At 65.4% G+C, this 23,357-nt stretch carries 24 protein-coding genes and 1 tRNA gene; 20 read left to right on the top strand and 5 right to left on the bottom strand.

What is annotated here, in order from left to right:
- Positions 1 to 24 precede the first annotated feature (24 nt).
- From tig to BMG03_RS12180, 3 genes are all read right to left on the bottom strand, one after another.
- Positions 25 to 1,353 carry a trigger factor gene (gene tig / locus BMG03_RS12190; RefSeq protein WP_075775047.1) on the bottom strand — a complete coding sequence of 443 codons (1,329 nt, stop codon included), beginning with the start codon at positions 1,351 to 1,353 and terminating at the stop codon, positions 25 to 27.
- A 514-nt stretch (positions 1,354 to 1,867) separates the two neighbouring features.
- Positions 1,868 to 2,803, bottom strand: coding sequence for a hypothetical protein (locus BMG03_RS12185; RefSeq protein ID WP_075775046.1), 936 nt, complete (start codon positions 2,801 to 2,803; stop codon positions 1,868 to 1,870).
- Between the two features lie 118 nt (positions 2,804 to 2,921).
- Positions 2,922 to 3,005, bottom strand: a tRNA-Leu gene (locus BMG03_RS12180).
- A 172-nt stretch (positions 3,006 to 3,177) separates the two neighbouring features.
- On the opposite strand from BMG03_RS12180, the gene BMG03_RS12175 reads away from it, so the two are divergent.
- Both BMG03_RS12175 and BMG03_RS12170 read left to right on the top strand, forming a co-directional pair.
- Positions 3,178 to 3,717 (top strand): Hint domain-containing protein, encoded by a 540-nt coding sequence (locus tag BMG03_RS12175; protein ID WP_157771585.1) that lies wholly within the window; start codon positions 3,178 to 3,180, stop codon positions 3,715 to 3,717.
- A gap of 210 nt (positions 3,718 to 3,927) precedes the next feature.
- On the top strand, positions 3,928 to 4,659 hold the full coding sequence (locus BMG03_RS12170) for a Crp/Fnr family transcriptional regulator (RefSeq protein WP_077701244.1): 732 nt from the start codon (positions 3,928 to 3,930) through the stop codon (positions 4,657 to 4,659).
- Between the two features lie 6 nt (positions 4,660 to 4,665).
- Here the strand turns inward: BMG03_RS12170 and BMG03_RS12165 are convergent, their stop codons facing one another.
- Entirely contained in the window at positions 4,666 to 5,421 is a 756-nt protein-coding gene (locus BMG03_RS12165) for a Crp/Fnr family transcriptional regulator (RefSeq protein ID WP_075775044.1), read from the bottom strand.
- Positions 5,422 to 5,636: 215 nt separating this feature from the next.
- Here BMG03_RS12165 and BMG03_RS12160 point away from each other — a divergent pair, with 215 nt between their 5' ends.
- Positions 5,637 to 5,840, top strand: coding sequence for a hypothetical protein (locus BMG03_RS12160; protein WP_075775043.1), 204 nt, complete (start codon positions 5,637 to 5,639; stop codon positions 5,838 to 5,840).
- A gap of 76 nt (positions 5,841 to 5,916) precedes the next feature.
- Here BMG03_RS12160 and BMG03_RS12155 read toward each other — a convergent pair whose 3' ends face one another.
- Positions 5,917 to 7,494, bottom strand: a complete 1,578-nt coding sequence (locus tag BMG03_RS12155) for a bifunctional ADP-dependent NAD(P)H-hydrate dehydratase/NAD(P)H-hydrate epimerase (RefSeq protein WP_075775042.1) — start codon at positions 7,492 to 7,494, stop codon at positions 5,917 to 5,919.
- Positions 7,495 to 7,681: 187 nt separating this feature from the next.
- Between BMG03_RS12155 and BMG03_RS12150 the strand changes: the two genes are divergently transcribed.
- The 17 genes from BMG03_RS12150 (at position 7,682) to BMG03_RS12070 (ending at position 23,252) form a co-directional block, all read left to right on the top strand.
- The gene (locus tag BMG03_RS12150; protein WP_075775041.1) at positions 7,682 to 8,020 is read left to right on the top strand and encodes a P-II family nitrogen regulator; all 339 of its coding nucleotides are present in this window, start codon (positions 7,682 to 7,684) and stop codon (positions 8,018 to 8,020) included.
- A gap of 71 nt (positions 8,021 to 8,091) precedes the next feature.
- On the top strand, positions 8,092 to 9,498 hold the full coding sequence (gene glnA, locus BMG03_RS12145) for a type I glutamate--ammonia ligase (protein ID WP_075775040.1): 1,407 nt from the start codon (positions 8,092 to 8,094) through the stop codon (positions 9,496 to 9,498).
- A gap of 281 nt (positions 9,499 to 9,779) precedes the next feature.
- Entirely contained in the window at positions 9,780 to 10,211 is a 432-nt protein-coding gene (locus BMG03_RS12140; RefSeq protein ID WP_075775039.1) for a glyoxalase superfamily protein, read from the top strand.
- A gap of 81 nt (positions 10,212 to 10,292) precedes the next feature.
- The gene (locus BMG03_RS12135; protein WP_075775038.1) at positions 10,293 to 10,847 is read left to right on the top strand and encodes a sugar O-acetyltransferase; all 555 of its coding nucleotides are present in this window, start codon (positions 10,293 to 10,295) and stop codon (positions 10,845 to 10,847) included.
- 91 nt (positions 10,848 to 10,938) lie between these two features.
- Positions 10,939 to 11,868 (top strand): ACP S-malonyltransferase, encoded by a 930-nt coding sequence (gene fabD / locus BMG03_RS12130; protein WP_075775037.1) that lies wholly within the window; start codon positions 10,939 to 10,941, stop codon positions 11,866 to 11,868.
- A gap of 222 nt (positions 11,869 to 12,090) precedes the next feature.
- On the top strand, positions 12,091 to 12,828 hold the full coding sequence (gene fabG / locus BMG03_RS12125) for a 3-oxoacyl-[acyl-carrier-protein] reductase (protein ID WP_075775139.1): 738 nt from the start codon (positions 12,091 to 12,093) through the stop codon (positions 12,826 to 12,828).
- Between the two features lie 215 nt (positions 12,829 to 13,043).
- Positions 13,044 to 13,277 (top strand): acyl carrier protein, encoded by a 234-nt coding sequence (locus BMG03_RS12120; RefSeq protein WP_075775036.1) that lies wholly within the window; start codon positions 13,044 to 13,046, stop codon positions 13,275 to 13,277.
- A 102-nt stretch (positions 13,278 to 13,379) separates the two neighbouring features.
- Positions 13,380 to 13,928 (top strand): RNA 2',3'-cyclic phosphodiesterase, encoded by a 549-nt coding sequence (thpR, locus tag BMG03_RS12115; RefSeq protein ID WP_075775035.1) that lies wholly within the window; start codon positions 13,380 to 13,382, stop codon positions 13,926 to 13,928.
- A 144-nt stretch (positions 13,929 to 14,072) separates the two neighbouring features.
- On the top strand, positions 14,073 to 15,518 hold the full coding sequence (locus BMG03_RS12110; RefSeq protein ID WP_075775034.1) for a GGDEF domain-containing protein: 1,446 nt from the start codon (positions 14,073 to 14,075) through the stop codon (positions 15,516 to 15,518).
- An 89-nt stretch (positions 15,519 to 15,607) separates the two neighbouring features.
- A complete protein-coding gene (fabF, locus tag BMG03_RS12105; protein ID WP_075775033.1) occupies positions 15,608 to 16,870 on the top strand; it encodes a beta-ketoacyl-ACP synthase II in 1,263 nt (420 codons plus the stop codon).
- Positions 16,870 to 18,036 carry an endolytic transglycosylase MltG gene (gene mltG, locus BMG03_RS12100; protein ID WP_075775032.1) on the top strand — a complete coding sequence of 389 codons (1,167 nt, stop codon included), beginning with the start codon at positions 16,870 to 16,872 and terminating at the stop codon, positions 18,034 to 18,036. The genes fabF and mltG overlap by 1 nt, the downstream gene beginning before the upstream one ends.
- Positions 18,037 to 18,193: 157 nt before the next feature.
- On the top strand, positions 18,194 to 18,559 hold the full coding sequence (locus BMG03_RS12095) for a hypothetical protein (RefSeq protein ID WP_240496882.1): 366 nt from the start codon (positions 18,194 to 18,196) through the stop codon (positions 18,557 to 18,559).
- Positions 18,489 to 19,865 (top strand): DNA-packaging protein, encoded by a 1,377-nt coding sequence (locus BMG03_RS12090; RefSeq protein ID WP_208858020.1) that lies wholly within the window; start codon positions 18,489 to 18,491, stop codon positions 19,863 to 19,865. Before BMG03_RS12095 ends, BMG03_RS12090 begins: the two co-directional genes overlap by 71 nt.
- A gap of 154 nt (positions 19,866 to 20,019) precedes the next feature.
- Positions 20,020 to 21,210, top strand: coding sequence for a phage portal protein (locus BMG03_RS12085; RefSeq protein ID WP_075775030.1), 1,191 nt, complete (start codon positions 20,020 to 20,022; stop codon positions 21,208 to 21,210).
- A 1-nt stretch (position 21,211) separates the two neighbouring features.
- Positions 21,212 to 21,445, top strand: a complete 234-nt coding sequence (locus tag BMG03_RS12080; protein ID WP_075775029.1) for a GTA head formation protein, RCAP_rcc01685 family — start codon at positions 21,212 to 21,214, stop codon at positions 21,443 to 21,445.
- 10 nt (positions 21,446 to 21,455) lie between these two features.
- A complete protein-coding gene (locus tag BMG03_RS12075; RefSeq protein WP_208858019.1) occupies positions 21,456 to 22,013 on the top strand; it encodes an HK97 family phage prohead protease in 558 nt (185 codons plus the stop codon).
- 39 nt (positions 22,014 to 22,052) lie between these two features.
- Positions 22,053 to 23,252 (top strand): phage major capsid protein, encoded by a 1,200-nt coding sequence (locus BMG03_RS12070; protein WP_088723341.1) that lies wholly within the window; start codon positions 22,053 to 22,055, stop codon positions 23,250 to 23,252.
- Positions 23,253 to 23,357 lie beyond the last annotated feature (105 nt).

The raw sequence follows: 23,357 nt of genomic DNA, 5'->3' as shown, positions 1-23,357 counted from the left end.
AATTTTGGGCTTAGCGCCCGGAGATCACAGCTCGTCGAGCTTCTCGATCTCTTTCTGCAGCTCTTCCTTGGTGACTTCCTTGTCGTCCACCTTGGCTTCACCGGCAATGTAATCGACGACCTTGTCTTCGAAGATCGGCGCGCGCAGCTGCTGCTGCATCTGCGGGTTCTGCTGCACGAATTCGAAGAAGGCGCGCTCCTGACCCGGGTACTGACGTGCCTGGTTCATGATCGCCTGCGTCATCTCGGCGTCGGAGACCTCGATCTCCTGCTTGCGGCCGATTTCGGCGAGCAGCAGGCCAAGACGCACGCGGCGCTCGGCGAGGGTGGTGTGCTCCTCGGTGGTCTCGATCTCGCCGTGGTCATGGCCGTGATCGTCCGGGTTCTCTTCGTGATAGAGCTGGTGCGCGATCTGCTTGGCCTCGGCTTCCACGAGCGAGGGGGGCAGGTCGAACTTCACCTGATCGTCGAGCTGGTCGAGCAGGCCGCGCTTCATCACCTGACGTGCGGCGCCCTGGTACTCGGCTTCGAGACGCTCGGCGACCTGGGCTTTCAGCGCGGCGAGGTCTTCGGCACCGAACTGCTTGGCCATCTCGTCGTCGATCTCGGCAGCCTTCGGCGCCTTCACTTCGTGGACCTTGCACTTGAACAGCGCTTCCTTGCCCGCGAGATGCTCCGCACCGTATTCCTCGGGGAATTTCACGGTCACTTCGACGTCGTCACCGGCTTTCGCGCCAACGAGTTGCTCCTCGAAGCCGGGGATGAACGAGCCCGAGCCGAGCTCCAGCGGGTAGCCTTCGCCCTTGCCGCCTTCGAACGCTTCACCGTCGACGAAGCCTTCGAAGTCGATCACGACCTGATCGCCGTTCTCGGCCTTGCCATCCTTGGCTTCGAAGTTCTTCGCGGTTGCCGCGAGGCTTTCCAGCGCTTCGTTCACTTCACCTTCGTTGGCCTTCACGACCAGACGCTCGAGCTTGACGCCCGAAAGATCGACGTCCGGGATGTCGGGCAGCGCTTCGTACTCGACGGTCACGACCACGTCGTCACCCTCTTTCCAGTTCTCGCCGTCTTTCATCTCGATCTTCGGCTGCATTGCGGGGCGGTCGCCGGTCTTGTCGAAATGCTCGCTCATCGCGCCGTCGACCGATTCCTGCATCGCTTCGCCGAGGATGCGCGGGCCGAATTGCTTGCGCAGCATCGCCATCGGCACCTTACCCTTGCGGAAGCCCTTCATCTCGATCTCGGGCTGCGCTTCGGAAAGCTTCGCGGTGACCTTCTCGTCGAGTTCCTTGGCGGTGATGGTGATCTCGTAGCCGCGCTTGAGGCCGTCGTTCTGGGTCTCGGTGACCTGCATGGTTTGTCCTTTGTCTCTGGGCGCCGCGCGGATCGCGGCCGGTTCTCGAATTTCAGGCGTCCTTCTATTGAGCCTCAGCCATGGTGGCAAGGCGAAAAGGGGCCGCAGAGCGGCCTGCGAGCGGTGAAATGACGCCCGGGCAGGGTGTACGCGTGGGCGAGGGCGGGAACCCGGGATAGGGAGCGGGCAGGGGGGCGCTGACGCGACGGAGGAAGGTGCAGCGGTTGGCGCGGCGGGCGATGCGACGAACGTCTGGTGCGCGCGGGCTCGGAAAGCTGCGGCCGGGGCGCACCACCCCACGAAGTCGCTCCGGCCGCGAAACCGGGATTGCGCCAAACCGGCGCACCGTCGTGATCTTCCGCAGCTTCGGAGGGTCCGCCCCCTTGTTCGCGGATCCGAAGCGAGAATGACACGATCTTCCCGAGAGGTAAGCCTAACCGAGAAGTGTTTGAAATTCAGCGGTCATTTTCGGACAGATCGCCCGTCACCCGCCCGCGCAACCCGCCTGTGACTTTCACGCGACAGCGCGATAGGCGCGCTCGACCGCTTCGAACTTCACTGCCTGCCGGCGGGAGTGGGCGCGGATGAAATCGGGCGAGAGCCAGAGCCTGCCGCGTCGGCGCGGCTCTTCCCATCCCAGGTTGCCCGCCTCTTCGGCTTTCTGGACCATGCGCTTGATCTTCGAGACCGAGATCAGGAACTGCTCGGCGAAATCGGCGATGCTGACCCGTTCGAGATAGATGCGCCCGTCCGTTTCGCGCAGATCGCGCAGCATCCGCGTGAGCGCATGCAGCATCATCCCGCCCGTGTCGGAGCCGAGGAAATGCGCCATCGCCGCGGGCGGGGCGTGCCATTCGGGATCGACCCGGATGATCTCGACCATCTGCCGCTGCATCGCGAAGGCGAGGTCGGGGTCGCGCCGGGCCGCGTCCAGCCGCGCGCCGCCATCAAGGATATCGAGACAGTGCAGATGGCCCTCGCACCAGCGCCGCATCCCTTGCTCTGCCAGGGGCGTGGTGGTCACCGGGCGCAGCCGCCCGTCGCCTTTGTACTCGTCCGGCGGGGCGAGCAGCCCATGCGCCTCCATCTCGCCCAGATACTGGCTCAGCGTCTTGCGGTTGATCTCGACATGAGGCGTCAGCGCCGCGAGAAGCCGTCCCGGCGTCAGTTCCGGCGCGCCGGGCTCCATCTTCGCCCTCATCGCCAGCGCGAAGCTGGTCTGGCTCACGAGCCAGCGCCGATGCGAAGCCATGTGGCGTGCGATCCGCGGTGTCTGCGCCTGCACGTCGAGCAGCATTGCCGCCACCGCCTGCTGCGCGGCGAAGAAATTCGGATCGGTGGCGATCGTGTCGCGGGTGAGCCCGCGGATGGGAAGGGATGTCTGCGAACCCAAGCCCGGCGACGTGTCTTCGACTGGCCGCCGAGGCGGTGTTTGCGGGCTTTCGACCATCACCTCTCCCACGCAATCGGTCATCCAAGCGGGGGCAATTCGGCCCGCGCAGCCATCTTAAACTAGCGTGCACGTGGGAGAAGGCGAGGGTATGGTAGGAAATTCCGGAGGTTGGGAGTGGTGCGGGTGAAGGGACTCGAACCCCCACGCCAAAGGCGCCAGAACCTAAATCTGGTGCGTCTACCAGTTCCGCCACACCCGCATCAGGGGCGTAATAGCAACAGCTTGCGGGTACGGAAAGAGGAAGATGCGATTTTGCTCGTCTTAACGTGTTGGTGAGAGTTAGCCTTTACGCAACGGCACGCCAGAGGCCGAGGTTACGAGTGGCAAGAGCAGGTATCGCCATGGGACAGGCACCACGGCGGGGGAATGGCATGGCCATGCTCCGCCAGATCATCGAATCCAATCCACGTCACGCTCTTCCGGGCCCGGCCGGTCCGGAGGTGGCAGCGCGCACCTCGCCTTTGGAGATGCGCAAACCGAAGCCGGATCTCAGCGCCGGGATCGCCGCCGGGGCACGGGTCTACACGCTGGACGGAGCGATTCCCGTGGAGTTTCTCGAGCCCGGCGACCGGATCGTGACCCGTAGCGGGACCTGCAGGCTCAAGGCGCTGCGGGCCGGCGATTACGTGGGCGCGCTGATCCGCATCTCGCCCGGCGCGCTTGGCCATGATCGCCCCGGCGCACCGCTCATTATCGCACAGGGCGCGCAGTTGATGATGCGCGACTGGCGGGTGCAGGTGATCTACGGCAAGCGCGAGGCGCTTCTGCCTGCGCAATCGGTCGTCGACGGGCATTATGTCACGCTGGGGCAAGGTCGCGCGCGGCTCTTCGTGCTGGAATTCGAGACGCCCGAGGTGATCTATGTCGATGGCGTGGAAATGGCCGCCGCGGTCGCAGGCGTCGAGGCCTGATCCGCACGCGATTTCGACCGATATCCGCCGGTATCAAGGGGGGTGATGCGCTTCGCCGTCACATTCGTGGTAGCATTTCGATGCTACCGCTCACGATCAAGCGCGTGTGTTGACAGGGGCGTATGTCATTTGCTTAGCTCGATCTTGCACCAGAGGACGAGTGCGCAGCGTGGCTGCGAAGAGTGTGGGTAAACCCTTTTGGAGATTGCGATGACGGCACCTTTGCGAAATGCAGAGGCGATCTTGCATTGCGCGGGTTGCACCGCTCGCAACCAAGGCGTCTGCGGATCCCTATCGGATCGCGCTCTGGCTAGGGTCGCCGAACGGGCGCGCAAGATTTCCTGCGCGGCCAATGAGCGGCTCTGCGAAGAAGACGTCAGCTGCGAGCACATCGCGCTCGTGCAACGCGGCATGCTGCGGATGCAGAGTCATTCGCTCGCCGGGCGGCGCAAGATCACCGGTCTCGTCAGCCCGGGCGATAGCATCGGCCAGCTTCTCAACGGCCATCGGGACACCGCGATCGAAGCGGTGATCGATACGGATCTGTGTCTCTTCGAAGCCGCGACTTTCGCGCAGCTCATCGATCAGGAGCCCGAACTGCGCCGGGCGCTGTGCCGTCAGGCGGAAAGCTGGGTCGAGAAGGCGCGGCGGTTGAGCTGGCTTCTCGGCGCCTTCGCGCCGGCGGCGCGGCTGCGCGCGCTGCTTCTGCTGTCGCGCCATATCATGCCTTGGCAGGCCTTGCCCGATGGCGGCGGCGTCTTGACCATGCTGCTGCCGCGTCAGGACATCGCCGATCTGCTCGCCACGACGCAGGAGACCGTCAGCCGGTCTCTGCACCAGTTCCAGAAGGACGGGCTGATCGACATACTGAACACCCGCCAGTTCCGGCTCAACGATCTCGACGCGCTGGCCACGGGGCTGGAGGAGCTTCTGGCGAGTTGAGTGCGCTCAGGCGTCGCGCATCTCCAGTGAATTGCCGGAAATATCGACGAGCGTTCCGAGATTCGAGATCTCGATATCGTAGGGTGTAACGATCCGGATCGCGCCCTCGCGTTCGAGCTGATGAAACGCCCGGCTCAGCGATTCCGGCGAGGTGCCCAGCAAATGGGCGATATCGACCCGCTTGATATGGATATGCAGGCCGAGCCGGATGTTGTCCCGCGCGCAGCTTTCGAGAGTGCGGTATTTGTGGCGGCTCAGGATGATCAGGAGCGAGGCGAGCCGCTCGACGACTTTCGAACTGCCGAGCACCATCACCCATTCGCGCGCCGCGTCGAGCTCGTCGAGGATGCTCAGCAGGAACAGCCGCTCCGCCGCGTGCGAACGCGCGAGGATCGCTTCGAATTTCTGCCGGTCGCAGGTCAGGACCGCGCCATCGCTGAGCGCCTCGATCCGGTAGCCCGACGGGCCGTTGAAGGCGCGTCCGAACATGTCGGACGGCGTGATCAGCCCGATGATGTGGCGATGCCGATCCTGCAGCGTTTTCGACATCGCGAGAAACCCGTCCGCGACGAAGCCGATCCGGTCGGCGACTTCGCCATCCTCGATCAGCACGTCGCCCGGCGCGAAACGGATACTCTGCCAGAGCGGTATCATCTCGGTGCGCAGCTCCGGCGGCAGCGCGTCCAGCAGGCGCTGCAATTTGCCCTGCGCCACTACGCCCTCTATCTCGATCCGCTTTCCGGACTTCGAGTGTTCGTTCATCGCGTCTCGTCTCCCTGTCGCAGGGGAGAGCTTAGTCGGGGTGAGGTTCGGATGCGAGGGCCGCGGGGGCGAAAAACCGTGTTGCGCCAGCCTTTTCAGCGTCTTTCCACACGAAGTTGCAGGAAATTCGCGCTATGCGCCTAGCACGTTGATCAACATCAAGGAATCGCGCCGCGGATTGGAGCTTAGATGAACTGCAACAAAAGGAGAGACGGATGAAGAACTGGCTTATCATTCTGGGCGCGACCGCCGCTCTGGCCGGGTGCGATATGATGACGGGGCCCGCTGGGACCGACGCAGTCGACACTGCCGAAGCCGCCATGGCGGCCCCGGCCACCGCTCCGGCGGATGCGACGGACACGGCACCGGGCGCGCGCAACGGCAACCAGAACCAATCGCGCGAGCAGATGGCGCAATAAGCTGCAACGGGCGGCGAGGGGCCTCTGCCTTTCGCCGCCCGAAACTTTCGCGCCGCGTGGCCCCCGACGGCGCGGCTCAGTCGCGGTCAGCGTCCCGCGCCATCAGGTCGCGCAACACTTTCGGGAGTTCTTCGGGCAGGTCTTCGGCGATCAGACCCGGACCGAAGCTGCGTGCCGCCTCGACATGAAGCCATGCCGCAGTGGTCGCGGCGTCGAACGGTTGGAACCCGCGCGCAAGCAGCCCCGCGATCAGCCCCGCCAGCACATCGCCCGCGCCCGCCGTCGCGAGCCACGGGGCCGCGCGGTCCTGCGTCGCCGAATGCAGCGCCACGCGCCCGTCCGGTGCCGCGATCGCGGTGTCCGCCCCTTTGAGCAGCACCGTGCAGCCCGCGCGCGCAGCCGCCTCGCGGGTGGCGTCCAGTTTGGAATAGGTCGGATCGTCGCCTGACAGCTTTTCGGTCAGATCGGGAAAGAGCCGTTTGAACTCGCCCGGATGCGGGGTCAGCACGCAGGCCTCGTGGAGCTGGCCGAAGAGCAGGCTCGGGTCGTCGGAAAAGGCGCTGAGCGCATCGGCATCGAGCACCGTCGCGCGTTTGCCCCAAAGCGCCGCCGGCACCATCTCCTGTGCGCGGGACATGCCCAGACCGGGCCCGAGGCAGAGCGCGTTGAGGCGCTCATCGCCCAGCATCCCGCGCAGGCTATAGGCGTCGGGCAGGGCGCTCAGCATGATCGCGTCGAGATGGGCGGCGTTCTCGGCCAGCGCCTTGGGCGGGCAGGCCAGCGTCACCAGCCCCGCGCCGATCCGCAGAGCGGCGCGTGCAGCCATCCGCGCAGCGCCGCCTTTGCCTGCGCCACCCGACAGGACCAGCGCGTGGCCGTGGCTGAACTTGTGGCCCGTCCGCTTCATCAGGAAATTCGAGGGGCGGTCGATCAGCCGCGCAGCCGCGGGGATCGCATCCTGCGGCAGGCCGATATCGGCGACCACCAGCGCACCGCGCATCGAGGCGCCACCGCCGGGGCGGTCGGGCCCGTCGGACGGATCGAGGTAATGGCCGCATTTCGCGCGGTGGAAACTGACCGTCAGGTCGGCAGGGAATGCCCCCCCGAGATTGCGCCCGCTATCCGAGGAGATGCCGCTGGGGATATCGACGGCGATGAAATGCGGACGCGGTACCGAGGGATTGGAAAAGCGCCGCGGATAGATCCCGCGCCATGTCTTCGCCGTGTCCTCGGGCATCTGACGGGTCAGGCCGGTGCCGAACAGCGCGTCGATCACCAGCCCGCTCTCCATATCGTCGATGCGGCCTTCGATCGCAGCATCGTCCCATGGCAGCACGTCCCCGATCTGCGCCCAGCGGTCGTGATTGGCCTTCGCATCGGGGAGCAGACGAGCCGGGTCGCCATAGGCGTAACAGGCGATCCCCCAGCGGCGCGCGGCCAGCAGGCGCGCGATCACGTAGCCGTCGCCGCCATTATTGCCCGGCCCGCACAGCACCACAGCCTGAGCAGGCCCCGGATCGGACCAACGCGAGAAAATCGCCGTGACGACGCTTTCCCCGGCACGCTCCATCAGCTCGAGCCCCGTGACCGCGCCGCGCGCGATCTCGGTCTGTTCGTGTTCGCGCATTTGGCTGGCGGTCAGGATTTCAGGCATGGTCCCCGGGGTCTTCGAAGGAATCGTTTTCAAACTGCTGCATTTTTGTGCTACTTGCACGAATTGCGGGCGCGCTTTTCGGATATCCGACCTCAAAACCGCGCTCCGCCAGCCTAGCCGATTGCGGGGGCTTTGGGAAAGTGGTCTGAGGGGGTCGGAACGAAGACCTGACGGAGGAGTCGGCGGCATGAAAAAGGTGGAGGCGATCATCAAGCCCTTCAAACTCGATGAAGTGAAGGAAGCGCTTCAGGAAGTTGGGATTCAGGGCCTTTCGGTGATCGAGGTGAAAGGGTTCGGACGCCAGAAGGGCCATACCGAGCTTTATCGCGGCGCCGAATATGTCGTGGATTTCCTGCCCAAGGTGAAGATCGAGATGGTGCTGCCCGACGATCTCGTCGACGCCGCCATCGAGGCGATCACGAACGCCGCGCGCACCGAGAAGATCGGCGACGGCAAGATCTTCGTCTCTCCGATGGAGCAGGCGATCCGTATCCGCACCGGCGAGTCGGGCGACGACGCGCTGTAACCTCCGGCATTCCCGGCGGACCCCGTTGCGGGTCCAGGGACAACCCAAGCTCAACGAAAGGGTAATGTGACATGAGCATCAAGGACGCTCTCAAACTGATGAAGGACGAAGACGTCGAATACGTCGACGTGCGCTTCACCGATCCGCGCGGCAAGCTGCAGCACGTGACGCTGATGCATACCGAAGTGGACGAAGATTTCTTCGAAGAAGGCTTCATGTTCGACGGCTCCTCGATCGCCGGCTGGAAGTCGATCGATCAGTCCGACATGAAACTGATCCCGGACGCGTCCTCGGTCTATATCGACCCCTTCTACGCCGAGAAGACCATGTGCGTGCACTGCACCGTGGTCGAGCCCGACACCGGCGAGCCCTATGCCCGCGACCCGCGCGGCACCGCTGAGAAGGCCGAAGCCTATCTCGTTGCCTCGGGCATCGGTGATACGGCCTTCTTCGGTCCGGAAGCGGAATTCTTCCTGTTCGACGACGTGAAGTTCTCGGTCTCGATGAACAAGGTCTCCTACGAGGTCGACGCGATCGACGCGGCGTGGAACACCGACACCGATTACGAGATGGGCAACATGGGCCATCGTCCGGGCGTCAAGGGTGGCTACTTCCCGGTCAACCCGGTGGATGACGCGCAGGACCTGCGTTCGGAAATGCTCTCGACCATGAAGCGCATGGGCATGAAGGTCGACAAGCACCACCACGAAGTGGCCTCGTGCCAGCACGAGCTGGGCCTGATCTTCGGGACGCTGACCAAGCAGGCCGACGACATCCAGAAGTACAAGTACGTCATCCACAACGTGGCGCACGCCTATGGCAAATCGGCGACCTTCATGCCGAAGCCGATCACCGGCGACAACGGCACCGGCATGCACGTGAACATGTCGATCTGGAAAGACGGCAAGCCGCTGTTTGCAGGCGACAAATACGCTGACCTGTCGCAGGAAGCCCTGTGGTTCATCGGCGGTATCCTGAAGCACGCGAAGTCGCTCAACGCCTTCACCAACCCGTCGACCAACTCCTACAAGCGTCTGATCCCGGGCTTCGAGGCTCCGGTTCTGCGCGCCTACTCGGCCCGCAACCGCTCGGGTTGTGTCCGTATTCCGTGGGCGGAATCCCCCAAGGCAAAGCGCGTCGAAGCCCGTTTCCCCGATCCGTCGGCGAACCCCTATCTGTGCTTCTCGGCTCTGCTGATGGCCGGCCTCGACGGCATCAAGAACAAGATCGATCCGGGCCCGTCCTCGGACAAGGATCTCTACGATCTGCCGCCGGAAGAACTGGCCTCGATCCCGACCGTTTGCGCCTCGCTGCGTGAAGCGCTCGAGACGCTCGAGAAGGATCACGAGTTCCTGCTGGCCGGTGACGTGTTCACCAAGGACCAGATCGAGGGCTACATCGCACTGAAGTGGGAAGAAGTGTACGCGTTCGAGCACACCCCCCACCCGGTGGAATACAAGTACTACTACTCCTGCTGAACTGGAGAGGGACAGTGATGGGAAGGGGCGTCCGGTCGGGCGCCCCTTTCGCATTCGGGGCGTCTGCTATGGCGCTTTCGCATCGCCGGACGCCGGGTAAGGCTGCATCCCTTGACAGATGCGTCCGCGCCGCCCATCTCTCGGCCTTGGCTGCCGGATGCCTGCCGCCCGCGGGGCGTTTCCCTTGGTGAAATCCGGTTCACGATCGCTCTCCTTACTTTCGGGGGCTCTTCGGCAATGCGGGCCCCGAAGCGGTGGATCATCCCCGTGGAGACGAGACGATGACTGTAAATGCAGTGAAAGACGTAAAGGCGCAGGCGCGCCGTCTGGCCGAGGCGATGGCGCAGGCGGGCAATCCGGTTGCGCTGTCGAAGGCGTATGAGTTGACCGCGCAGGCGGCGGGTCATGCCGACTGGAACACGATGGTGGCGGCGCTGCGACGTGCCGAACCGGCTGCACACGCGAAGGGCTATGCCTTGGGCGATGCGGTGCGCGGGCGCTATCTGGGCCATCCGGTGAGCGGCCGCGTCCATGCGCTGCGGCGCAAGGGCGAGACCCATTACGACATCGAAATTGCGCTGGACGAGCCGGTGGATGTCGTTGAAAGCGCTGCGTTTTCCTCGATGCGGCGGCGCGTGCGCGCGACCATCGGCGCGGATGGGCGCTCGATCGGGCGGCGCTCCGACGGGGTCGCGCATCTCGAACTGGACTGAGGAGAAGGGGCGCATCGAGCGCCCCTTTTTCTTTGCGCGTAGCTGGGGCAGGATCGTCCGGCGAGATGGCGGGGAGGGATCATGCGATCGGAAAAGGACAAGATGCTGGCGGGCGAATTGTATCGCGCCGAAGGGCCGGAGATCGAAGCCGATATGGCGCGGGCAGCGGCGTGGATGGACCGGTTCAACGCGACCGTCGCGCATAGTGCCGCGGACTGCCACGCGCTGCTGTCGGAGCTGTTCGCGGAAGTGGGGCAGGGGACGCGCATCCGCCCTCCGTTCCATTGCGATTACGGCAGCAATATTCGGCTTGGCGCCGGAGTCTTTCTGAATTTCGGATGTGTCATCCTCGATGTGGTCGCGGTCACGATCGGCGACCGGACGCAGGTCGGTCCGAAGGTGCAGATCCTGACCGCCGATCATCCCCGCGATCCGGAGACGCGCCGGACCGGGTTGGAATTCGGGCGGCCCGTGCGGATCGGCGCGGATGTCTGGATCGGCGGCGGGGCGATCATCCTGCCGGGGATCACGGTGGGCGATGGCGCGCTGATCGGCGCGGGGGCCGTCGTGACGCGCGACGTGCCGGCGGGTGCCACGGTCGCGGGCAATCCGGCGCGGATCATCGGTAAAGCGTGAGAGGCGGTGCAGGGGTGCCCAAGGGCAGCGAACTTGCCCCGCCGCGCCCTTCTCGCTAAGGGAAACCAAAGATCAATCAGGAGGATCAGGCATGAGCCGCGCATTCGTATTTCCCGGTCAGGGCGCACAGGTCATCGGCATGGGCAAGGCATTGGCCGACGCCTATCCCGCCTCGAAAGCGGTCTTCGAAGAGGTCGATGAGGCGCTCGGGCAGAAGCTGAGCGCGCTCATCTGGGAAGGCGAGCAGGACGAGTTGACGCTGACCGCCAACGCGCAGCCCGCGCTGATGGCGACGTCTATCGCGGCGCTGCGGGCGCTGGAAGCCGAGGGCTTTGCGGTCACAGATGCGGCCTATGTCGCGGGTCACTCGCTGGGCGAATATTCCGCGCTTTGTGCGGCGGGGTCGCTGAGCCTGCCCGACACCGCGCGCCTGCTGCGCGTGCGCGGCGACGCGATGCAATCGGCGGTGCCGGTGGGCGTCGGCGCGATGGCCGCGATCCTCGGGCTCGATTTCGAGGCGGCGTCGAAAGTCGCTGCCGAGGCGGCGCAGGGCGAGGTCTGTCAGGCTGCAAACGACAACGATCCGAGCCAGGTGGTGATCTCGGGCAACAAGGCGGCGGTCGAGCGGGCCACGGTGCTCGCCAAGGAAGCGGGCGCGAAGCGGGCCGTGATGCTTCCGGTCTCTGCCCCGTTCCATTGCGCGCTGATGCAGCCCGCCGCCGATGCGATGGACGCCGCGCTGTCGCAGGTCGAGATCAAGGCGCCGGTGGTGCCGCTGGTCGCCAATGTCCGTGCAGAGGCGGTGAGTGATCCGGCCCTGATCCGCGAACTTCTGGTCGAGCAGGTCACGGGTTCGGTGCGCTGGCGCGAGAGCGTCGCGTGGATGGCCGCTCAGGGCGTCGACGAAATCTGGGAGATCGGCGCGGGCAAGGCGCTCGCAGGGATGGTCCGGCGGATCGCCAAGGACATCACCTGCCGGGCGATCGGCACGCCGGAAGAGGTCGCCGCGCTGAAGGACTGAGGGCTGAGCCGGGGGATCCTCCCCCGGACCCCCTGGGATATTTCCGCCAAGAGGAAGGCGAGGCCGTCCGGGGTCGCCATCGAACCGGACGGCCTTTCCATGTGGCGTCGCACGCGGTGGAGCGCCTATTCCGGCGGGCGCAACCTTGGCGTGTGGCACTTGGAGTTCCCTAACGACACATTCGCTGATATGAGAGCGTCGACTTAGAAACGAGGTAGCATGATGTTCGATTTGAAAGGCAAGCGCGCGCTGGTGACCGGAGCTTCCGGCGGGATCGGAGCCGAGATCGCGCGAGCGCTCCATGCGGGCGGCGCGGCCGTGGCGCTGTCGGGCACGCGGGTCGAGCCGCTCGAAGCGCTGGCCGCCGAGCTGGGCGAGGGTGCCTATGTCTGCCCGGCCAACCTGAGCGATCCCGAAAGCGTCGAGGCGCTGCCGAAAGCGGCGATCGATGCGATGGGCGGTCTGGACATCCTCGTGAACAATGCCGGAATCACGCGCGACCAGCTGGTGATGCGGATGTCGGACGAGGATTGGCAATCGGTGATCGACGTGAACCTGACGGCGGCGTTCCGCCTGATGCGCGCGGTTCTTCGCCCGATGATGAAGGCGCGCTGGGGCCGGATCATCAACATCACCTCGGTGGTCGGCCAGACCGGCAATCCCGGCCAGGTGAACTATGCCGCAGCCAAGGCGGGTCTCGTCGGCGCGTCGAAATCGCTCGCGCAGGAAGTCGCGACTCGCGGCGTGACGGTGAACTGCGTGGCGCCGGGCTTCATCGAGACGCCGATGACGGACAAGCTCACCGATGCTCAGAAAGACGCGATCCTGTCGGGCATTCCGGCCGGGCGCATGGGCACGCCCGAAGAAATCGCTGCCGCCGTGCGCTATCTCGCGAGCCCCGAGGCGGGCTACGTCACCGGCGCGGTGCTGCATGTCAACGGCGGCGGGACGATGGCCTGACGTCTTTGTGACCCAACGGCATGGCCGCCTTTGTTAGGGTGGAGAAACGTCTTGCCATGGGCCACGGCAATCGCTAAGAGCGCTGCAGACGAGCCGGGCGTAACAGCCACGGCTCTGAATTGCGGTCTTCGGGTTGACCCGGGGCGCGCGGGTTGAGACGCTCGTAAACGAGCAAGCATGAACGGGCTAGGCCCTATAAACTTTGAGGAATTGACATGAGCGACATCGCTGATCGCGTGAAGAAGATCGTCGTGGAGCATCTCGGCGTGGAAGAGGACAAGGTCACTGAGAGCGCCTCGTTCATCGACGACCTCGGTGCGGACAGCCTCGATACGGTCGAGCTGGTCATGGCCTTCGAAGAAGAGTTCGGCATCGAGATCCCCGATGACGCCGCCGAGAACATTCAGACCGTCGGCGATGCGGTTAAATTCATCTCGGAAGCGCAGTAAGCCTTAACGGCGGACGCTGAGAGAGAGTTAAGGGCGGCGCTTCGGGAAACCGGAGCGCCGCTTTTCTTTTGCGCCAGACGCGCGGGTGTCGGGGGGGATTGCATGCGGAGTTTCGTCGCGATCGAGGTGCCCGAGGAGCATATCGAGGCGATCGAGCGGTTGCAGGCCGATCTGGCCGCGGGGCGGATCGTGCAACCGGAGAACCTCCACCTGACGCTGGCCTTTCTCGACGAGATCGACATCGGACAGCTGGAGGCTCTGGACGACAGGTTGCGCGAAATCGACTGGGCGCCGGGGCCGGAGGTGGTGTTGGCAGGGCTGGAGACCTTCGGCAGCCCGGCGCGGCCCGAGGCGCTGGTACTGGGTGTACAGGCCGATCCCGAGCTGCTCCGCTGGCACCGTGCGGTGATGGCGGCGGCGCGAGCGGCGGGGATCGACCTGCCGCGGCGACGGTTCCGCCCGCATGTGACGCTGGCACGGTTCGGCAAGCGGGCAGGAGCAGGGGATTTGGCCCGGCTGGGGCGATTCATGGCCCGCGAGGGGGCAGTGCGCTTGCCGGGATTCGGCCCCGATCACGTGGCGCTGATCCGCTCGACTCTTGGGCATGGGCCGCCGCGCCACGAGATGCTTGCCGGTTATTTTATGTCATAAGACATATATTAAGGAAGATGTGAACGAAAACGCGGCTCTTGAGAGTGGCTGTTAATCGTTTGTTAACGAATTGGGCCGTCTCCTGATCCTATCGCGGGCGCTTTACGACAAACGCTCAATGCCCGTGCAGATCTTGGTAGTCACATGTCAGTCTTTCGCCGGGCGCAGGTTGCGGTCCGCCCCCTTTTGTCTTTCGCGGCGACGCTTGCCGCTTTGGGTCTGATCTCCCGATTGGCCGTTCAGTCGGGCGTCGGCCCGGAGCCGTTGCGCGCGCTGAACGGGTGGATCGGGATGGGAACCGGGACGGCGGGCGCGGTGCTGGCTCTGGCGGGGGCGCTCTCCTGTGGCCGGGAGGTACGGATCGGGGCGCGTGGGCTGGCCGCGGCGAGCCTGCTGCTTTGCCTCGGGCGGGGCGTGCCCGCGCTCGCGCCGCTGTACCTGTGGGACGGCGTACCCGTGATCGAGCCGAGCGCCGCGACGCTTCTCGCGATGACGGCGGCGGCGTTTTTTGCGGTCGAGGCGCGGGCCTACCTGATCGGCACCGTTGCCCATATGACGGTTTTCGGTGGCGCGTTGATGTATCTGTTCTCGCATGTTTTCGTCCACGATCATCTGTCGGGGGAGATGTCGCTCGGCGCCTCGGTGGCGATCCTCTGTCTGGCCTATGCCGGGGTGATCTGCCGCGGCGACCGCGGGGTGATGCGGGTGCTGCTCAACGAACACGCGTCTGGCCGGCAAGCGCGGGCGCAGATGCTGCTGGGCGTGGTCGCACCGATCCTTCTGGGAACCTTCTACCTGCTCGCCGATCCCGAATTGGCCACGCGCGCGGAAATGCTGCTGCTGCTCGCGACGATCGTGGGGGTGAATGTCGGCCTGATCATCCTGATGGCGGTCTCGCTGGAGCGGACGGATCATGCGCGGCGTGCCGTGGAGCGGAAACTTCTCAACCGCGCGATGCGGGACGGGCTGACCGGGCTTTTCAATCGCGAGATGCTGTCGCGGCGGTTTCAGCAAGCCTTTAGCCAGGGGATGGGCGAGGGGGTCCCGTTCACCGCGCTGATGATCGATATCGACCATTTCAGGCAGGTCAACAATCGCGGTGGGCATGCGCTCGGCGATCTGGTGCTGCGCCGCGCGGGGCGCAAGATGCGCGCGCAATTGCGGCTGGAGGACACGCTGGCGCGGATCGGTGGCGATGAATTCGCGGTGATCCTGCCCGGCGCGCGGCTGACCGAGGGCCTCGAGGCGGCGGAGCGGCTTCGCGCCGCCGTGGCCGCGCTGGGTTTCGAGGGGCAGCAGGCGCCTGGTCTGCGGGTCACCGTCTCCATCGGGGTCGCCGAATGGGAGTGCGGCGAGGAACTGCGGAGCCTTTATGCGCGGGCGGACGGGGCGCTTTACGCGGCGAAGAACCGCGGGCGCAACCGGGTTCTGCTGGCGCAACCCTCCTTCGAACTCCGCGCCTCGGCGCCGCCCTTTGTCGCGCCGGACACGCGGGTCGAGGCGCTCAAGCTGAAGTCTGCGTGCCAGCCTGAACCGGTCGCGCGACGCGGCGCAAACCCGTCCGAACTGCAGCCATTCGCCGGACGGTAACCCGCCTGCCGCTTTGGGTTGTGATTGCGCCTTTGCGCGCCCGCGTGTATCAGGTCTGGCAAGATATTTTGCTGAGAAAGAGGTCACGCATGCGCCGGGTAGTTGTCACGGGTCTGGGGATGGTCACGCCGCTGGCTTGCGGGGTCGAGGAGACCTGGTCGCGGCTCATCGCGGGTCAGTCGGGCGCGGGGACGATCTCGCGCTTCGATGCGTCCAACGTGACCACTAAATACGCCTGCGAAATTCCGCTGGGCGACGGCTCCGACGGCACGTTCAATCCCGACGACTGGATGGAGCCGAAAGAGCGCCGCAAGGTCGACGATTTCATCCTCTACGGGATGGCGGCTGCGACGCAGGCCGTAAAGGATTCCGGCTGGGAGCCCGAGGATGAAGAGGGTCGCCTGCGCACCGGCGTGATGATCGGTTCGGGGATCGGGGGGCTCAGCTCGATCGCCGATACAGCCGTTCTGATCAAGGAAAAGGGTGTCCGCCGCGTCAGCCCGTTCTTCATCCCGGGCGCGCTGATCAACCTCGTCTCGGGGCAGGTCTCGATCCGGTTTGGCTTCAAGGGGCCGAACCATGCGGTCGTCACCGCCTGCTCGACCGGCGCGCATGCCATTGGCGATGCCGCGCGTCTGATCATGCTGGGCGATGCCGATGTGATGGTCGCCGGCGGTGCGGAAAGCCCGATCTCGGAGATCGGTATCGCGGGCTTCAACGCCTGCAAGGCGCTCTCGACCAAGCGCGGCAACGAGCCGGAGGCCGCGAGCCGTCCGTGGGATGCCGATCGCGACGGGTTCGTGATGGGCGAGGGCGCGGGCTGCGTCGTGCTGGAGGAATACGAGCACGCCAAGGCGCGCGGCGCGAAGATCTATGCCGAGGTGCTGGGCTATGGCCTGTCGGGCGACGCCTATCACATCACCGCGCCGTCCGAGGATGGCGATGGCGGCTTCCGCGCGATGAAAGCGGCGCTGGAGCGGGCCGATCTGAACCCCGATCAGGTGGATTACATCAACGCGCATGGCACCTCGACCATGGCCGACGTGATCGAGCTGGGGGCGGTGCAGCGCCTGCTGGGCGATGCGGCGTCGAAAGCCACGATGAGCTCGACCAAGTCCTCGGTCGGCCACCTTCTGGGCGCGGCTGGCGCAGTGGAGGCGATTTTCTCGATCCTCGCGATCCGCGATCAGATCGCACCGCCGACGCTGAACCTCGACAATCCGCCGGAAGAGGCCGTGATCGACCTCGCGCCGAAGACCGCGGTCAAGCGCAAGATCGACGTCGCGCTGTCCAACAGCTTCGGCTTCGGCGGCACCAATGCGAGCCTCGTGATGGGCAAGGTGGATAGCTGATGTGGCGTAACATCGTCTCGAATTTCCTGACGCTGCTGATCGTCATTCTCGTCGCGCTTGGCGGTTTGGTCGCCTGGGCGAAGAACCAATATGTCGAGCCCGGCCCGCTTGCGGAGGCTATGTGCCTGCGCGTCGCGCCGGGCGAAAGCCTGCAGGGCGTGTCGTCGAAGCTGAAGGAGAAGGGGGCTATCTCCTCTTCCTATCTCTTCCGCACCGGTGCGCAGTATGAGGAGAAGGCCGACAAGCTGAAATTCGGCTCCTACCTGATCGAGCCGAACACCTCGATGCAATCCATCGTGGGGCAGATCACATCTGGCGGGCCTTCGACCTGCGGCTCGGAGCTGGTGTTCCGGATCGGCGTGAACGGCAACGAGGTGCTGCTGCGCGAGCTGGACCCGACCACGGGCGATTACCAGAAGGTCGCGGAATACAATCCCGAGAGCGAAAAGCCGCCCGAAGGCTTCGAGGAAAAGGCCGACCGCGTCGATGTGCGCACCCGCGTGACCGTCGTCGATGGTGTGACCAGCTGGCAGATCGTGCAGGGGCTTAAGGAAGCGAGCTTCCTGTCGGGCAAGATCGACGGGGTGCCGGGGGAAGGCACGCTCGCGCCCGACAGCTACGAGGTGACGCGCGGGGCCGACCGGCAGGCGCTGATCGATCTGATGTCCGAGCGGCAGTCGAAGATCCTCGCCGATGCCTGGGACGGACGTGCCGAGGGGCTGCCCTATGACGACCCGCAGCAGGCGCTGACCATGGCCTCGATCGTCGAGAAGGAAACCGGTGTGCCCGCTGAGCGCCCCGAAGTGGCAAGCGTCTTCATCAACCGTCTCGAAAAGGGCATGAAGCTGCAGACCGACCCGACGGTGATCTACGGCGTGACCGAAGGCAAGGGTGTGCTGGGCCGCGGGCTGCGGCAGTCCGAGCTGCGCAAGGCGACGCCCTACAACACCTATGTCATCGACGGGCTGCCGCCCGGACCGATCGCGAACCCGGGCAAGGCGGCGATCGAGGCGGCGTTGCATCCCGATTCGACCGACTACCTGTTCTTCGTGGCAGATGGGTCTGGCGGGCATGCCTTCTCGAGCACGATCGAAGAGCATAACAAGAACGTGGCGAAGTGGCGCGAGATCGAGAAGCAGCGTCAGGAAGACGCATCAAGTAACTGATATCACGTAAAGAACCCCGGTTTTCGCCGGGGTTCTTTTTTGCCCACGCCGCACAACCCGGAATTTAGAGCTTGACTCTGCGAACGCTCTCGGGTAGGAGTTTGGCACGCTAGGAGAAGTGGGCAAACGCCGCGGGGCAACCCGACGGCGTTTTTTCATGTCTCTCGAACGGACCAACTTGGAACGGGTGGGTTCGTACGTGACGCAAGACAACATGATGAACGAGGCGGGGGCGCCGGTCGATCTTCTGGATCAGACCGAAGCGCTCTATCGTGACGTGGCCGAGGAACTGGCGCAGGCGCTGCAGGGGGTGCGGTGCGGCGAGATATCCGAGGCGAAGGCGGCGGTGCAGGCGGTCAAGGACCTCCGCACCGCTTTTCATTTGGTGATGGAGGAACGAACGCGTGTCGAGAAACTCCGCAGACAGTTGGCAGGCGTCGCCGCCGGGCGGGATGGCGCGCTCGACTTCGATGCCGCCAGAGTTGAAATCGGGCGCCGCCTGGCTCGCCTCCGCGACGCCTGAGAGTGTCGAGGCGTTTCTCGACGGGCTTGATGACAATGCATTGCTCGCGCTGCCCTGGATCTTCGAGTTCTGGGCGCTCGATCATCAGCTTCCGCCCGAAGGGGATTGGAAAAGCTGGGTGATCATGGGTGGGCGCGGCGCGGGCAAGACGCGGGCCGGGGCCGAGTGGGTGCGTGCGCAGGTGGAAGGCGCACGCCCGCTCGACCCCGGAAGGGCGCGACGTGTGGCGCTGGTCGGCGAAACCTTCGATCAGGTGCGCGACGTGATGGTGATGGGGGAGAGCGGGATACTCGCCTGCTCTCCGCCCGACCGCAGACCGGTCTGGGAAGCGACCCGGCGCCGGCTCGTCTGGCCGAACGGGGCCACGGCGCAGGCGTTTTCCGCGCATGAGCCCGAGGCGCTGCGGGGGCCGCAATTCGACGCGGCCTGGGTCGACGAACTGGCGAAATGGAAGAAGGCGGAGGAGGTCTGGGACATGCTGCAATTCGCGCTGCGTCTGGGCGATCATCCCCAGCAGGTGATCACGACGACGCCGCGCAATGTGGGCGTGCTCAAACAGATTTTGGAGACGCAATCGACCGTGGTCAGCCATGCGCCGACCGAGGCGAACCGGGCGCATCTGGCGGAGAGTTTTCTCGCCGAGGTTCGAGCGCGCTATGCCGGGACGCGGTTGGGGCGGCAGGAGCTGGACGGGGTGCTCCTGGAGGATGTCGAGGGCGCGCTCTGGACGACGGCGATGCTGGAGCGGGCGCGGATCAATCATCCCGGTGATCTGGACCGGGTCGTGGTGGCGCTCGATCCGTCGGTCAGCGGCAAGGCGGCCTCTGACGAATGCGGGATCGTGGTCGTGGGGGCGCGCACCCAAGGCCCGGTGCAGGACTGGCGCGCGGTGGTGCTGGAGGATGCCAGCATTCGCGGCAAGCCGATGGACTGGGCCCGCGCCGGGATCGCAGCGATGGAGCGCTGGGGCGCGGAGAGGCTGGTGGCCGAGGTCAATCAAGGTGGCGATCTGATCGAGAGCGTGCTGCGCCAGATCGACCCGCTGATCCCGTTCAAGGCGTTGCGCGCCAGCCGGGGCAAATCGGCGCGCGCGGAACCTGTGGCGGCACTCTATGAACAGGGCCGGGTGGCGCATCTGAGATCATCGGATCTCGACGCGCTCGAAGACCAGATGTGTCGGATGGGACTGCAGGGCTATCAGGGCCAGGGCTCGCCCGACCGCGTGGATGCGCTGGTCTGGGCGATCACCGAACTGATCCTCGAGCCGGCCGCGCATTGGCGCAGGCCGCAGCTGCGGGGGCTCTGAGCCTCTTTCGGCTTGGGCGAAATATCCTGCGGGGGTCCGGGGGTGCAAAACCCCCGGCGCGCAACAATCGAATTCGAGAGCAAGGGCTGGGGCATTCCCCGGCCCTTTTTCTTTGCCAGCCGGTCCGCGACGGGGCCGCGAGAAGGAGACGGGAATGGGTTGGAACATCTTTCGCAAATCCGAAAGCGCGGGGCGGTCGGAGGTGAAGGCCTCGGCGACGGGACGGATCGTGGCGATGGCGAGCGGGTCGGGGCGTGTGGTGTGGTCGCCTCGCGATGTGGGTTCGCTGACGCGGTCGGGGTTTACGGGCAACCCGGTCGGATTTCGTTGCGTGAAGCTGATCGCGGAGGCCGCGGCTGCCTTGCCGCTTGTTTGCCAGGATGCGGAGCGGCGTTACGATGTCCATCCCGTACTCGAGCTGATCGCGCGGCCCAACGCGGCGCAGGGCAAGGGTGCGTTCTTCGAGGCGCTTTACGGGCAGATGCTGCTGTCGGGCAACGGTTACCTAGAGGCGGTGGCGGTGGAGCCGGGGCTGCCGCGCGAGCTGCACGTGCTGCGCGCGGATCGGATTAGCATCGTGCCGGGCTCGGATGGCTGGCCGGTCGCCTATGACTACACGGTGGCCGGGCGCAAGCATCGGTTCGATATGACCGGAAGCCCCGATCCGATCTGCCATCTGCGGGCGTTTCATCCGCAGGACGATCATTACGGACTGTCGCCGATGCAGGCGGCGGCGGTGGCCGTGGACGTCCATAACAGTGCGTCGAGCTGGTCGAAGGCGCTGTTGGACAATGCTGCGCGACCTTCGGGGGCGATCGTCTACAAGGGCGCCGATGGGCAGGGGACGTTGTCGCCTGACCAGTATGACCGGCTCGTCTTCGAGATGGAGACGCATCATCAGGGCGCGCGCAACGCGGGGCGGCCGATGCTGCTGGAGGGTGGGCTGGACTGGAAACCGATGGGGTTCTCACCGTCCGATATGGAATTTCACGAGACCAAGCTGGCCGCGGCGCGTGAGATCGCGGTGGCCTTCGGGGTTCCGCCGATGCTGCTGGGAATCCCCGGCGATGCGACCTACGCCAATTACGCAGAGGCGCACCGGGCTTTCTATCGGCTGACGGTGCTACCGCTCGCGACCAAGGTGGCCGCGGATGTTGCGTGGTGGCTGTCGACATGGACGGGCGAGCGGGTGAGCCTGAGGCCCGATCTCGACCAGATCCCGGCCTTGGCGAGCGAACGCGATCAGCAATGGAAGCGGATCGGCGAGGTCTCCTTCCTGACCGCGTCCGAGAAGCGCGCGCTGCTGGGTCTGCCGCCTGTGCCCGTGGACGCGGTGGAGGGCTGAGATGGCCGATGGTGGATCGCGATACCTCAAGGCGCCCTTTGCCGTCCACGAGGAACGGATGCAGGCGACCGAGAAGATCATGGAGCTGCAATTTTCGCAGGTCGAACAGCGGCTCGGTCGGATCGAAGCGATGATCGAACGGCTGGAGCGGCGGCTCTGGATGGCGGTCTATGGCGTGGTGGCAGTGATCCTGACGCAGGCGGTGCTCAGCGTCGTCGAGGTCGGTCCGAAATAGGAAAATAGACATGAATACATATAATTACGGGTTGGAATTGAAGTTCTGCGCGAACGAGGCGCACCCCGTTCAACTGACCGATGGGACGGTGATCGAGGGCTATGCGAGCCTGTTCGGTCTGCCCGATCAAGGTGGCGACGTCGTCTGCAAAGGCGCTTACGCGAAAGGGTTGGAGCGGCTGTTGGCGCGGGGCGGCACGGTGAAGATGCTCTGGCAGCACGACCCGGCGCAGCCGATCGGGATCTGGGACGATATCCGGGAAGACGCGCGCGGGCTATACGTCAAGGGCAGGCTGTTGCCCGGCGTGGCGCGGGCGCGGGAGGCGGCGGCGCTGATTGCGGCGAGGGCGATCGACGGGCTGTCGATCGGCTATCGCACGGTCGCCGCCGAGAAGGACGCAAAAGGCCAGCGGCTGCTTGCGGAACTGGAGCTTTGGGAAGTGTCGCTGGTGACCTTCCCGATGCTTCGCGAGGCGCGGGTGGCGGCGAAGGGCGAAAGCCTCGCGCGTGATCTGCGCGATCTGGCCGCGGCGCTTCGCGGTGCCACGGCGGAACTGGCCGGTCGCTGAGGCGGGCGGGCGAGAGATCCCATTGGAGATGGAGTGACGATGAAGACCGAGAGCAAGTCTCGGGCCGGGACGGGTATGTCCGAAGGCCCCGATCCGGCCACGGAGGTGCAATCCGCGCTGGCCGGTTTCGTAAAGGAAGTCAGAGCCTTCCGAGATGAAGTTGAAGTGAAGATGCAACAACAAGACGAGCGTTTGACCATGCTGCAGAGCAAATCCATGACTGCCGGGCGTCCCGCCCTTTCCGCCGCCGCGAACGAGGAGGCGCCGCATCAGAAGGCCTTTGCGGCCTACCTGCGTTCGGGGGATGACGACGCATTGCGGGGGCTGAGCCTCGAGGGGAAGGCGCTCAACAGCTCGGTCGCGGCTGAAGGTGGCTATCTGGTTGACCCGCAGACCTCCGACACGATCCGCTCGGTGCTGACCTCGACGGCCTCGATCCGCCAGATCGCGAATGTGGTCAATGTCGAGGCGACCTCTTTCGACGTGCTGGTCGATCGCAGCGAGTTGGGCTCGGGTTGGGCCACCGAGAGTGCGGCGCTGAGCGAGACTGCGACGCCGCAGATCGATCGGATCTCGATCCCGCTGCACGAGCTGGCCGCGATGCCGAAAGCGTCGCAACGGCTGCTCGATGACAGCGCCTTCGATGTCGAGACCTGGCTGGCGCAGCGCATCGCCGAGAAATTCGCCCGCGCCGAGGCGGCGGCGTTCATTTCGGGCGATGGGGTGGACAAGCCGACGGGCTTTCTGACCCATCCGCAGGTCGGCAACGGGTCGTGGACCTGGGGCTCGCTCGGCTATGTCGCGACGGGCGCGGATGGGGATTTCTCGGGCGCGAACCCTGCCGATGCGGTGGTCGATCTGGTCTATGCGCTGGAGGCGGAATACCGCGCCAATGCGAGCTTCGTGATGAATTCGAAGACCGCAGGCGCCGTGCGCAAGATGAAGGATGCCGATGGGCGGTTCCTGTGGACCGACGGTCTGGCCGCGGGCGAGCCTGCGCGCCTGATGGGCTATCCGGTGCTGATCGCGGAGGACATGCCCGATATCGCGTCGGACAGTTTCGCGATCGCTTTCGGCGATTTCGAGGCGGGCTACACGGTGGCGGAACGCCCGGATCTGCGGGTGCTGCGCGATCCCTTCTCCGCCAAGCCGCATGTCCTGTTCTACGCCTCCAAGCGCGTGGGCGGCGATGTCAGTGATTTCGCCGCGATCAAGCTGCTGAAATTCGCGCTCGCCTGAGATGCGTGAGTGGGATCGGGGGGCTCCGCCTTCCGGTTCCCGGGGCCGGGATGCCGGTCTCGGGACGGGCGCGGGGCTGACGGCCGTCGCCTAGCTGCTCCCTCC

Origin of the sequence: Thioclava nitratireducens, from assembly GCF_001940525.2 — a bacterium.
Lineage (GTDB): Bacteria > Pseudomonadota > Alphaproteobacteria > Rhodobacterales > Rhodobacteraceae > Thioclava > Thioclava nitratireducens.
The sequence above is the reverse complement of the archived record's forward strand: the minus strand, read 5'-3'. Positions and strand labels throughout refer to the sequence as shown.